Annotated in this window: 11 protein-coding genes; 5 read left to right on the forward strand and 6 right to left on the reverse strand. The window is 73.9% G+C overall.

From position 1 onward, the window contains the following. The 3 genes from GMA12_RS18850 to GMA12_RS18855 all read left to right on the forward strand — a co-directional run. Positions 1-1,817: carboxyltransferase domain-containing protein (locus GMA12_RS18850; RefSeq protein WP_240898692.1), on the forward strand; the 1,817-nt coding region annotated here is incomplete at its 5' end. Positions 1,818-1,853: 36 nt separating this feature from the next. Beyond that, positions 1,854-3,200: an allophanate hydrolase gene (locus GMA12_RS07775; protein ID WP_240898693.1), complete on the forward strand. Its 1,347-nt coding sequence runs from the start codon at positions 1,854-1,856 to the stop codon at positions 3,198-3,200. Next, a complete protein-coding gene (locus tag GMA12_RS18855; protein ID WP_240898694.1) occupies positions 3,190-3,648 on the forward strand; it encodes an allophanate hydrolase-related protein in 459 nt (152 codons plus the stop codon). Before GMA12_RS07775 ends, GMA12_RS18855 begins: the two co-directional genes overlap by 11 nt. 402 nt (positions 3,649-4,050) lie before the next feature. Here the strand turns inward: GMA12_RS18855 and GMA12_RS07780 are convergent, their stop codons facing one another. The 6 genes from GMA12_RS07780 to GMA12_RS07805 form a co-directional block, all read right to left on the reverse strand. After that, on the reverse strand, positions 4,051-4,671 hold the full coding sequence (locus tag GMA12_RS07780; RefSeq protein WP_156268768.1) for a methylated-DNA--[protein]-cysteine S-methyltransferase: 621 nt from the start codon (positions 4,669-4,671) through the stop codon (positions 4,051-4,053). Next, positions 4,668-5,168 (reverse strand): RNA polymerase sigma factor, encoded by a 501-nt coding sequence (locus tag GMA12_RS07785; RefSeq protein WP_156268770.1) that lies wholly within the window; start codon positions 5,166-5,168, stop codon positions 4,668-4,670. Before GMA12_RS07785 ends, GMA12_RS07780 begins: the two co-directional genes overlap by 4 nt. Before the next feature lie 214 nt (positions 5,169-5,382). Then, the gene (locus GMA12_RS07790; RefSeq protein ID WP_156268772.1) at positions 5,383-6,969 is read right to left on the reverse strand and encodes a high affinity choline transporter 1; all 1,587 of its coding nucleotides are present in this window, start codon (positions 6,967-6,969) and stop codon (positions 5,383-5,385) included. 274 nt (positions 6,970-7,243) lie between these two features. Beyond that, the gene (locus GMA12_RS07795; protein ID WP_156268775.1) at positions 7,244-8,749 is read right to left on the reverse strand and encodes a tripartite tricarboxylate transporter permease; all 1,506 of its coding nucleotides are present in this window, start codon (positions 8,747-8,749) and stop codon (positions 7,244-7,246) included. Position 8,750: 1 nt separating this feature from the next. Next, on the reverse strand, positions 8,751-9,323 hold the full coding sequence (locus GMA12_RS07800) for a tripartite tricarboxylate transporter TctB family protein (RefSeq protein ID WP_156268777.1): 573 nt from the start codon (positions 9,321-9,323) through the stop codon (positions 8,751-8,753). Continuing rightward, positions 9,323-10,279: a tripartite tricarboxylate transporter substrate binding protein gene (locus GMA12_RS07805; RefSeq protein ID WP_156268973.1), complete on the reverse strand. Its 957-nt coding sequence runs from the start codon at positions 10,277-10,279 to the stop codon at positions 9,323-9,325. The genes GMA12_RS07800 and GMA12_RS07805 overlap by 1 nt, the downstream gene beginning before the upstream one ends. Positions 10,280-10,566: 287 nt before the next feature. On the opposite strand from GMA12_RS07805, the gene GMA12_RS07810 reads away from it, so the two are divergent. Then, entirely contained in the window at positions 10,567-10,926 is a 360-nt protein-coding gene (locus tag GMA12_RS07810) for a universal stress protein (RefSeq protein ID WP_156268779.1), read from the forward strand. A 3-nt stretch (positions 10,927-10,929) separates the two neighbouring features. Further along, positions 10,930-12,180 carry an MFS transporter gene (locus GMA12_RS07815; RefSeq protein ID WP_156268781.1) on the forward strand — a complete coding sequence of 417 codons (1,251 nt, stop codon included), beginning with the start codon at positions 10,930-10,932 and terminating at the stop codon, positions 12,178-12,180. Positions 12,181-12,322 lie beyond the last annotated feature (142 nt).

The raw sequence follows: 12,322 nt of genomic DNA on the forward strand, positions 1-12,322 counted from the left end.
CCGCCGACATGGAGGAGTTCTACGCCGCGGACTGGGAGGTCCACTTCAACTCCGACCGCACCGGTGTGCGCCTCGTGGGCCCCACGCCCCAGTGGGCCCGCCGTGACGGCGGCGAGGCCGGACTGCACCCCTCCAACATCCACGACACCCCCTACGCCGTGGGCGCGGTGGACTACACCGGCGACATGCCCATCCTGCTCGGCCCCGACGGTCCCAGCCTGGGCGGGTTCACCTGCCCGGCCACGGTGGCCGAGGGGCAGAAGTGGAAGCTGGGCCAGCTGCGCGCCGGGGACCGGGTGCGCTTCGTGCCCATCACCCAGGCGCAGGCCGCGCAGCTGCGCCGCGAGCCCCGCGCCCGGGTGCTCGCCGACCGTGCGGCCGTGGTCGACGGCGGCGTGGTCACCGCCGTGGCCGCCACCGGCGACCGCCCGTCCCTGACCGTGCGCCGCAGCGGGGACGCGAACGTGCTCGTCGAGTACGGCGCGATGACCCTGGACATCGCCTCCCGGATGCGGATCGAGGCGCTGCGCCGGGCCCTCCAGGAGCAGATCGACGACGGCTCGCTCCCCGGGGTGCTCGAGCTGACCCCGGGCATCCGGTCCCTGCAGATCCACCTCGACCCGGAGCTGCTCGGCCTGGACGCGGTCCTGGAGCGGGTGCTGGCCCTCGACGCCGCGCTGCCCGCCACCCACGACCTCCGGCTGCCCAGCCGCACCGTGCACCTGCCGCTGTCCTGGGACGACCCCGCCACCCGCGAGGCCATCCGCCGGTACGAGAAGGGCGTGCGCGACGACGCCCCGTGGTGCCCCTGGAACATCGAGTTCATCCGGCGGATCAACGGCCTGGACTCGGTCGAGGACGTGCGCTCGGTGCTCTTCGAGGCCGAGTACCTGGTCCTGGGCCTGGGCGACGTCTACCTCGGGGCGCCCGTGGCCACCCCGGTGGACCCCCGGCACCGGCTCGTGACCACGAAGTACAACCCGGCCCGCACGTGGACGCCGCAGAACGCCGTGGGCATCGGCGGCGCCTACCTGTGCGTCTACGGGATGGAGGGCCCCGGCGGCTACCAGTTCGTGGGCCGGACCACCCAGGTGTGGTCCACCCACCGGCAGCGCGGGCCCTACGAGGAGGGCACCCCCTGGCTGCTGCGCTTCTTCGACCGGATCAAGTGGTACCCGGTGTCCTCCGAGGAGCTCGAGGGCATGCGTGCGGACATGGCCGTGGGCCGGCTGCCGCTGCGGATCGAGGAGGGCGAGTTCTCCATGGCCGAGTACGCGGCCTTCCTGGCCGAGCACCGGGAGGGCATCGACGCCTTCGAGGCCCGCCGCCGCTCCGCGTTCGACGCCGAGCGGCAGGCCTGGGAGGACGCCGGGGAGTTCGAGCGCGTGGCCGCGCTCGCGGAGGTCGCCGCGGAGGAGGACCTCGCCGTGGAGATCCCCGACGGCTGCGAGGGCGTCGAGGCGCAGTTCGCCGCCAACGTCTTCCGGGTCGACGTCCGGGCCGGGGACCGGGTCCGGGAGGGCCAGACCCTCATGGCGGTCGAGGCCATGAAGATGGAGGCGCCCGTGATCGCCCCCGTGGACGGCGTGGTGCACAGCGTCGTCGTCGAGCCCGGCGCGCACGTGGGCCCGGGCGCGGTGCTGGCCGTGGTCCGCCCGGACACGAACAGTCCGGACACGGACGGCCGGGACGTCGTCGGTGCGGGCACGGACGTGCCGGACGCGTCCGTCACGCAGGCGGCCCCGCAGGCGCCGGCCACGACGGCGGATGCGCCGGCCGCACCCGCGGACGCGCCCGCCGTGGCCCGGACCGCCTGAGCCGCGGCGCGGATCCCGAGAACGAGGAGGACAGAGATGACGACGACCACCACGGCCGCCCCGGCCGGACCCACCCAGGACGGACCCGCGCCGGCGGAGCGCGCCGCCCACGAGCTCGTGGCGCAGCGCTACCGGCTGATCGAGGAGGCGGACCGGCCCGAGGTCTGGATCGGCCTGCGCCCGGAGGCCGACGTGGCCGCGGACGTCGCCCGGGCCCTGGCCGCCCGCGCGGCGGGCGAGCACCTGCCGCTCGCCGGCACACTGTTCGCGGTGAAGAACAACATCGACGTGGCCGGGCTGCCGACCACGGCTGCCTGTCCCGCCTTCGCCTACGAGCCGGCGGCCGACGCCACGGTGGTGCGCCGGCTCAAGGACGCCGGCGCCGTGGTGCTGGGCAGCACCAACCTCGACCAGTTCGCGACCGGGCTCGTCGGCACCCGCAGCCCGTACGGCGCCGTGCGGCACGCCGAGGACCCCGCGCGGATCTCCGGGGGGTCCAGCAGCGGCTCCGGCGTGGCCGTGGCCCTCGGGTTCGCCGACTTCGCCCTCGGCACGGACACCGCCGGCTCCGGCCGGGTGCCCGCCGCCCTGCACGGGCTCTACGGCGTCAAGCCCACCAAGGGCGTGGTGCCCGCCACCGGGGTGGTGCCGGCCTGCCGCAGCCAGGACGTGGTGACCACCATGGCCCGCGAGCTCCGCCTGGCCCGGCTCGCGGCGGACGTCATGGCCGGCGTCGACGATGGCGACGCCCGCTCCCGCGCCTGCGTCCCGCGGCGCGCAGCCGGGCTCGAGCGCGTCATCGGGTACGCCGTGCCCGAGCAGCTGGGCGAGCTCGCCCCCGGCTGGGCCGAGGCCTACGCCGCCGCGGTGCGGCAGTTCGAGGACCGCGGGTTCCGCACCGAGCCGGTCGACGTCGAGCCGTTCCTGGCCGCCGCGGCCCTGCTCTACGACGGCGCGTTCGTCGCCGAGCGCTGGACGGCCGTGGGCGCCTTCGTGGAGGCCCACCCCGGCGAGGTCGACCCGACGGTGGGGCGGATCATCGCCGCGGCCGGGCGGATCCCGGCCCACCGGGTCTTCGCCGACCAGGAGTTCCTGGACGGCTGTGCCCGCACGGCCCGCCAGGTGTTCGGTGCGATCGACGCCCTCGTGCTGCCCACCACCACCTTCCACCCCACCCTCGCCGAGCTCGAGGCCGACCCCGTGGGCGCCAACAGCCGGATGGGCCGCTTCACCAACTTCGCCAACCTGCTCGACCTCGCCGCGCTCGCGGTGCCGGCGGGCCGGGTGGACGACCTGCCGTTCGGCGTGCAGCTGGTGGGCGACACCTTCGAGGACGCCCGGCTCGTGGACGTGGCCCGGGAGGGCGGCTTCGGTGGCTGCTGAGACCGCGTCCTCGCGCACCGGGTCTGCGGCCGCTGCGTCGTCGGCCGCCGGGTCCGGCGCCCCGGAACTGCTGCTCGTGGTCGCGGGAGCGCACCTGCGCGGCCAACCGCTGCACCACCAGCTGACCGAGCGCTCCGCCCGGTTCGTGGAGGCCACCACCACGGCCCCCGAGTACCGGATGTTCGCCCTGGACAGCGTGCCGGCCAAGCCCGGGGTGCTCCGCGTCCCGGGCGGCGGGGCCGCCCTGGCCGTGGAGGTCTGGGCGCTGGACGCCGCGGCGTTCGGCACCTTCGTGGCCGGACTGCCCGCGCCCATGGCCATCGGCAGGGTCCGCCTCGGCGACGGCCGGGAGCTGCCCGGGTTCCTCGTGGAGCCGTTCGCACTCGAGGGCGCGGAGGACATCACGGCCCACGGCGGCTGGGCCGCCTACCGCGAGGCCTCGGTCTGATCGGCGCGGGACCGATTCATCCGGCGCACGGCTCCGGGGACGTACGGTGGCGAGCATGAGCACGGACACCACCGACCTCCACCGGGTGTCCGCCCGGGCCGACGAGCACACCGCGACCACCCCGGCCGAGGAGCTGCCGCCGCGGCACGGGGCGCCGATGACGCACGAGGACACCCGCGCCGCCGGTGGGACCGGGCCCGGTCACCGCCCCGGGGGCAACGCGGAGCTGCTGCGGGCCGCCGGCGCCCATGGCCGGGCCGCGCGGTACGCGGAGATCGCGCCGAGGTCCGGAACCGGTCGCCTCGGCGTCCTGATCCCCGAACCGGAGTGCCTGCGCCGGAACGTCCGAGTCGGAGCTCCTGCGTCGTGCCCCGGGACAACGGGCAAGACGCAGGGTCGGCCTCACGCTGCGGCCTCCAGCTCGAGCAGCGCCGACTTCGCCTCCAGCCCGCCGATGTACCCCCCCAGTCCGCCGTCGCCGCGCAGCACACGGTGGCAGGGGACGACCACCGGCAGCGGATTCGTGGCGCACGCCGTGCCCACCGCCCGCACCGCCTGCGGACGCCCGACCGACCGGGCCACCGCGCCGTAGGTCTGCGTGCTGCCGTAGTCGATGCCCGGCAGGTGCTCCTGGACCAGGCGGCGGAAGCCCCGCGAGAGCGAGCGGTCCAGCGGGAGGTCGAAGTGGGTGCGGGTCCCGGCGAAGTACTCCCGCAGCTGCCTCACCGCCGGCTCCAGGCGGGCCGGCGCGTGCAGGATCCGCGGCCCCAGCCGGCCGGCCAGGTCCGTGAGGACCTTTTCGTGGTCCTCCCGGGCGTAGGCGATCCGGACCAGGCCCCGCTCCGTGGCGGCGAGCAGCAGCGTCCCCACCGGGGTCTCGAGCGTGGTGTAGGCGACGTCGAGAACTCCCGCGGCTGCGGCGGCGCCCTCCAGCCGCCGGTGCAGACGCTCGAGGGTGCTCCCCGGCACGGGGACGGATGCCAGAAGGGCTTCCACCCGCAGATCGTCCTGGTCGGTGCTCATCGGTCCTCTCCTTCGAGGTCGGTCGTGGTCAGGGTCCGGCGCAGGGCGGCCAGGCCGTCGGCGGCGGCCCGGCGGGCGGCCTCCGGGGTGCCGCCCAGCAGCTCGGCGATCTGCCGGTAGGGCAGCCCACCCAGGTAGCGGTAGGCCACGACGTGGCGCTGCCGCGGCGGCAGGGCGGCCACCGCCGCCCACACCGGGGAGTCGTGCTCGGGGACGGCGTCCTGGTGGGCGGGCGGTTCCGGCAGGACGGCCACCGGAACCGCCGCCCTCGCCCGGGCCCGGACCACGTCCACCGCCTTGCGGTGGGCGATGGTGACCAGCCACGCCTGCACGTTGGCCGTGTCCGGGAGGCCGGGATAGGCCCGCATCGCGGCCACGAACGTCTCCGACCACGCGTCCTCGGCGTCCGCGGGGATGCTCAGGACCGCCCGGCAGACCCGCCACACGACCGGGCCGTGCAGGGTCACCAGCGTCTCGAAAGGCTGTTTCGTCGTCATCACCCCGTAGACGTCCGCGAGGGTCGAAACGTGAGATCGAATCGGGTGTTGCTCCGCGCGGATCACGAAGAGTGTGCGTGAGGTGCCGTGGATTCGCCGAGACCCGCGCCGGTGGGGACGCAACCCGGTGCAGGAATCCGCTGCGCCGCCTCGAGCAGGTCGCGCTGAGGGGCCGGCCCCGCCGGGCCGGCCCCTCAGCACGGGCTCCGCGCGCTCAGACGCGCGCCGGGACCTGCGGATCGGCGGCGGGTTCGACGTCGGGTGCGGCAACGGACTCGGCCACCGCCCCCGCGCGCACGCGCGGGGTGAAGCCCGAGGGCGTCTGCTCGCGGTAGAGGCGGTACAGCTCCAGCCGCTGCGTGTCCGTCTCGGCCTGGGGCCGGGCGGCGGTGAGACCCACGAGCACGTAGGTCAGCCAGCCCAGGGCGCCGGCCAGCAGGGTGGCCCAGCCGTCGAAGGCGCTGGTGACGAGGGTGTTCTCGAGGTGGAAGAGCTCGTTGGGGGCGCCGTAGATCGTGGGCGTCAGCGCGAGGAACACCAGCCGGCTGGTCAGGCCGACGCCCGCCGCGGCCAGGGCGGCGCGGGCGCCGGGCCGCTTCCAGAAGGTGCCCAGGATGAAGGACGCCGACAGGCTCGCGAGCATCAGGTCGAAGGCCAGGGTCAGCAGGATCCCGGTCTGGCTGACCCGCACGGCCAGCAGGATCCCGATGAGCACCACCGGGAGCATGGCCAGGCGCGTCCAGCGCAGCAGCGGGTCGTGGGCGCCGGAGATCTCGGTGCGCCGGACGTTGAAGACGTTGCGCACGGTCACGGCCGAGGTGGCCAGGATCGCGCCGGAGGCCGTGGAGAAGGACGCCGCCACGATGCCGGAGAGCACCAGCACCGCGAGCAGCGGCGGAGCGTACTCGCCCAGCAGCGTGTAGAGGATCGGCCCGTCCGCGGCGGAGAGCCCCAGCACGGAGGAGGCGGTGAGGGCCACGAGGGCGAAGATCGTGCCGATCACGGCCGTCGTGCCGGCCGCCAGGAAGCAGGAGCGCTGCGCCACCCGCGGGCTCTTCGCGCCGAAGATCCGCTGCATGAAGTCGATCGCCACGAGGTCGCCGATGCCGAGGGCGACCAGCGTGGCCCAGTTGACCGGGGCGCCGGCCTCCGAGCTGGTGAGCTGCTCCAGGTCGAACGGGCCCATGCCCTCCGGCACCACGATGCCGTAGGTGAGCGCCACCCACACGATCAGCGCCACGGCGGCCACCACGGTGATCACGGTCTGCAGCACCGCGGTGTAGGCGTCGGAGAACAGCCCGCCCGCCAGGGTGTAGCTGAGCACCAGGGCGCTGGCCACCACCACGCCGGCCGCGTACGGCACGTGCGCGAAGTACTCGAGCAGGAACCCGCAGGCCACGAGGTTGCCGGCCAGCAGGAACGTGAAGGCGAAGATCATGATGAGGGACGCCAGGGTCTCCGTGGACCGGCCGTAGCGGATCCGGAAGAAGTCCCCGAGGGTGAGCAGCCGCATCCGGTTCATGGGCTTGGCCAGGAAGAGCCCGGCGAGCAGCAGGCACACCGCCAGGCCCAGGGCCAGGGAGGCGCCGGCCCAGAAGCCGTAGCCGGAGGTGAGGTCCGTGTTGCCCACGGTGGCGTTCGAGTCCACCGCCGCGGCGGTGAGCGAGACCGCGACCAGCGGCATGCCCAGCTGGCGTCCCGCCACGAGATAGTTGGTGCTGTCCCCGTCGACCTTGCGCGCCACCAGCACGCCGATGACGAGCACCGCCAGGACGGTGGTGCCGACCCCGAGAATGATCATGTGCTTCTCCCCGCCTGGACCCCGCCCGAGCGGAGTTTCTGTCAACTGACAGGTAAAGCATGTCGGCGGGGTGCGGCGCCGGAGTTTCCCTTCCGTAACGGTCGTGTTTAACCGCACGAGGCCGTTCAGCGGGCCGATGTGCCGGCCTCCGGGCCCGCCGTGCCCGTGAACCCGGCCGCCAGAGGCCGTTCCGGGGGCGCCGCGGGTGCCGCACAGCGCGCCGCCGCCCGCGTGCGAGGCACGCGGGCGGCGGTCGGAGCAGGTACCGGGGCGGTCACACGTCCTGGCGGGACCGGTTCACGATCTTGGAGCGCACGGTCAGCGCCAGCACGACGAACAGCAGGCCGTAGAGCACCAGCGGGATGGGCCCCGTCACGAAGATCGAGTAGTCGCCGTTGGAGGACAGCAGGGCGTCGCGCATGCTGGTCTCGGCCAGCGGCCCCAGGACCATGCCGATCAGCAGCGGGGCCACCGGCACGCCGTGGCGGCGCATGATGAAGCCCAGCACGCCCAGGCCCAGCAGCAGCAGCAGGTCGAAGATCGCGCCCGAGGTCGCGTAGATGCCCAGGCCGCAGAACACCATGATGCCGGCGTACAGGTACTGGCTGGGGATCAGCAGCAGCTTGGCCCAGTACCGGGCGAAGGGCAGGTTGATGACCAGCAGCACCACCATGGCGATGAAGAAGCTGGCCAGCAGGGCCCAGACGAGCTCGGGAGCGCGGTCGAACAGCAGCGGGCCCGGCTGCAGGCCGTACTGCTGGAAGGCTGCGAGCATGATCGCCGCGGTCGCCGAGACCGGCAGGCCCAGGGCCAGCAGCGCGCCCATGGCGGTGCCGGTGGTGGCGTTGCCGGCGGCCTCCGGGGCGGCCAGGCCGCGGATGGCGCCCTTGCCGAACATCGGGTTCGGGCGGCGGCGGTCGATCCGCCGCTCGAGGTCGTAGGACATGAAGGTCGGGACCTCCGCGCCGCCCACCGGGATGACGCCGAAGGGCAGGCCGATCGCGGTGCCGCGGGCCCAGGCCGGGGCGGCCTCCTTCAGCTCGGCCCGGGACAGGAAGGGGCGCCCGCTGAACTTCATCTGATGGGCCGCGGGATCGCGCCGGATCCGGGAGGCCACGTGCAGCACCTCGCCCAGGGCCAGGACCGCCACGGAGACGGTGACCAGGGAGATTCCGTCGAAGAGGTTCGGGGAGCCGTAGGTGAAGCGCTCCGAGCCGGAGATCGCGTCGATGCCCACCGTGGCGATGCCCAGCCCCAGCACCAGGGACGCCAGGCCCTTGGGCACGGAGTCGGAGACCACCGAGGAGGTCGCGACGAAGGCGAACAGGGCCAGGGCGAAGTACTCGGCCGGGCCGAAGTTCGCGGAGAAGTCGGCGAGCCGGGGCGCCAGGAAGACCACGACCACGGAGGCGACCATGCCGCCGATGAACGCGCCGATCGCGGCGGTGGCCAGGGCCTGCGGGGCCCGGCCGTCCTTGGCCATCTTGTGCCCCTCGAAGGTGGAGGCGATCGCGGAGCCCTGCCCCGGGGTGTTCATCAGGATGGCCATGGTCGAGTCGCCGAACAGGCCGCCGAAGTAGACGCCGGCGAAGAGGATGAACGCCGCGGTGGGGTCCAGCGCGAACGTCATGGGCAGCAGCAGGGCCACGGCCATCGAGGAGCCCAGGCCGGGCAGCACGCCCACCGCGGTGCCGAGCAGACAGCCCACCACGACCCACAGGAGGTTCATCGGAGTCAGCGCTCCGGCGAACCCGTCCATCAACAGGTTGAGTGCGTCCATGTCAGAAACCGCCTCCCAGGAGGCCGGACGGGAGGTTCAGTCCCAGGCCGACCGTGAATGCCAGGTAGATCGCGCTGCTCACGAGCAGGGCGAGCGAGATGTCGAAGAGGGGCCGGCGGCTGCCGAAGCCACGGGCCACGGCCCAGAAGAGCAGCGCGGCGGCGAGGATCCAGCCGAGCACCTCGATGGTGAGCGCGAAGGCCAGGAACCCGCCCGCGCACCACAGCACCGCGGACCAGTCCGAGTGGGTCCGCCAGGTGCGCTCCGAGAGCTCCTCCGGGTGCTCGGGGTGGCGCAGGTAGTGGAGCACCAGCAGCGCGGACAGCACGTAGCCGGCGACCACCAGGATCAGCGGGTAGAACGTGGGGCCGGGGAAGTCCGTGCCCTCCGGGATCTCCATGGTCAGGGCGCCGACCAGCAGGTAGGTGCTGAACGCGGCGACCACCGCGGGCACCACGAGGCCGCTGCGCCCGCTCCACCAGGACTTCTCCGTCTCCGGTCCGGCCCACGGGGGCTGCGTTCCGGTCTCGTGCTCTCCCGCCGCGGCGGTGAACGAGGACGTGGGGGTGCTCATCAGGAAATCTCCTCTACCAGCATGGCGATGCGCTCCTGCTCCGAGGCCATGAACTCGTCGAACTCCTCGCCCGCGAGATACACCTCGGTCCACTTGTTGCGCTCGACGGCCTCCTGCCACTCCGGGGTGGCCACGGACTCCTCGAGCAGCGTGCGCAGCTCGGCGAACTCCTCGTCGGTGATCCCCGGCGGGGCCAGCACGGCGCGCCAGTTCGCCAGGTCCACCTCGTACCCCTGCTCGGTGAGGGTCGGGATCTCGACGCCGTCCAGGCGCTGCGGGGCGGCCATGCCCAGGGCCTTCAGGCGCCCGGCCTCGATCTGGTCCGCGACGTCCATGTAGCCGGAGGTCGCCGCGTCCGCGGTGCCGGTGATCAGCGCCTGGGTGGACTCGCCGCCGCCGGACTTGGGGATGTAGGTCGTCTCGGACGGCTCGACGCCGGCCTCGAGCGCGAGCTCGGTGATGACGAGCTGGTCGAAGGTGCCGCCGCCGGTCCAGGCGACCTCGGCCGGGTTAGCCCGCCAGGCCTGCACGAGCTCGTCGATCGTCTCGTAGGGCGAGTCGGCGGGGACCACGACGACGTCGTACTCCTCGACCACCCGGGCGATCGGGCGCACGTCGTCGTGCGTCACGGCGGAGTCCAGCTGCGCCACCCCGGCGACCAGCCCGGCGCCGGTGACCATCAGGGTGTTCGCCTGGCCCTCCATGGTGGAGAGCTGACCCAGGCCGATGGTCCCCGCCGCGCCCGGGATGTTGACCACCTGGGTGTTGTTCACCAGGCCGTTCGCCCGCATCGCCTGCTGCTGCTCCCGCATGAACGTGTCCCAGCCGCCGCCGGCGCCGGCCGGGGCGATGAGCGTGAGGTTCGAGCGGATGTCCGAGCCCGCGGTCGCGGACTGGAACGAGAAGAAGGCGGCCAGGCCGATCACTGCGGTGGCCACGATGCCGTAGACGGCCATGACGACCGGGTGCTTGCGGCGGGTGCCGGACCGGGTCTGATCTGGTGGTGAGCTCACGGGATCAACTGTCCTTGGTCGAGGAAGAGGAGTACTGGGCTCGGAGTGAGCCGCTGCACAGACCCTAAGTGACCCCCGTCACGTGACCGGTGTTGATCCGGCTTTCGTGCGTACTGATCGTTGTGCAGGTTCTGCGCATTCTGCTCACGGCCGGAGAGATGCGCGTCACAGGTTCGGCCGTAGGGTGGACCTCGCTGTGTCCGTCCACCCCACCCACCACGGAGGCCCCCATGACCGTCGTCGTTGCCCGTACCAGCACCCCCGAGGGCGGGGCCGCGCTCGCGGCCTCGATCGAGGAGGCCCGGCGCCGCCAGGAGGACCTGCTGGTCTTCAACCTCGAGGGCGCCCAGCTCGACCCCGAGGGCAGCGAGCTCGACGGCGTGCCCGTCACCTTCCGCACCCCCGACGCCCGCAACCGGGACGCCGTGGGCGAGCTGCTCGACGCCGCCGAGCAGGTGGACGCCTCCGCCGTGGTGATCGGCGTGAAGCACCGCAGCCCCGTGGGCAAGCTGCTGCTCGGCAGCGCGGCCCAGCAGATCCTGCTCGAGGCCAACGCCCCGGTGATCGCGGTCAAGCCCCGGCGCGCCTGAGAAATGCCGGCGTCCTCGGGGCCGCGCTCCGGGGCCTGGCTGTGGTTCCTCGTGGCCGGCGCGCTGCTGACGCAGACCGCGCTGAACCTGGTCCGGCCGGTCACCACCTACAAGCTGCTCGCCCTGGACGCCGACTCGGTGACGGTCGGCCTGGTCACGGCCGCCTACGCGGTGCTGCCCCTGGTCACCGCGATGTGGCTGGGGCGGATGACCGACCGGGTGCGGGACCTGCGGACCATGGTGATCGCCGGCGCCCTGGTGCTGGCCCTCGGGGCCGTGGGCCTGGCGGTGGCCCCCTCGGTGGCGCTGGTCGCCGCGGCGAGTGCCCTGCTGGGGATGGGGCACCTGCTGTTCACCATCGCCGGGCAGTCCGCGGTCGCCCGGTTCTCCCCGGAGGACCAGCTCGACAAGGGCTTCGGCTGGTTCACCGCCGCGTTCTCCGCCGGGCAGCTGCTGGGCCCGCTGCTGGTCGGCCTGCTGCTGGGCACGGGCAGCGACGTCGCCTCCCCCGAGCGGGTCGCCGACATCACCCTGTCGCTGTGGATCGGGGCCGCTCTGTCCCTGCTCGTGGTGCCGCTGATGCTCCTGCGCCTGCGCGCGACGGGCGCGGAGCGCGGCCGCGCCCGGGCCGACGACGCCGTGCCCGGCCCCGCCACCGGGGAGCTGGAGGTGGTCCAGGACCCGGTGCCGCGGGCCTCGATGGCGCGGATCCTGCGGGTCCCGGGGATCCCGTCCCACATGCTGGCCTCGCTGGCCCTGCTGGGGATGCTCGACATCCTCACCGCGTTCCTGCCGCTGGTGGGGGAGCGGGCGGGGATCTCCCCGGCGTGGGTGGGCGTGCTGCTGGCCGTGCGCGGCGGCGCGTCGATCCTCTCCCGCGTGCTGCTGCCCTGGCTCGCCCACCGCATGTCCCGGAGGGCCCTGCTGCTGGTGAGCCTCTACGGCGCGGGCCTGGCCCTGGCCGCGCCGCCCCTGCTGATCACCGTGCCGTGGCTGGCGGCGCTGTGCCTGTTCGTGGGCGGGTTCTGCCTGGGGCTGGGCCAGCCGATCACCATGACGCTGGTGTCCACCGCGGTGCCCTCCGCGTGGCGGGGCTCGGCCCTGGCGGTCCGGCTCGTCGGCAACCGGGTGGGGCAGGTGGCCATGCCCCTGCTGGCCGGGCTGGTCGCGGCGCCGCTGGGCCCGGCCGGGGCCATCTGGTCCACGTGCGCGGTGCTGCTGGTCAGCGGGCTGGAGAAGTCGCTGCGGCGGTAGGCCGGCGCACCCGGCCGTCCCGGCGGGGCCGCCCCGGCGGGCGGGCCGCCTCGACAGCCGCGGCACAGGATCGCCACAACGGCGGCACAATCGTGCCTGGTCGGATGGGGGACGAGGGCCCCGAGGGCCCGGGCCGGCGGGC

This window comes from Kocuria sediminis (assembly GCF_009735315.1).
Classification (GTDB): Bacteria; Actinomycetota; Actinomycetes; order Actinomycetales; family Micrococcaceae; genus Kocuria; species Kocuria turfanensis.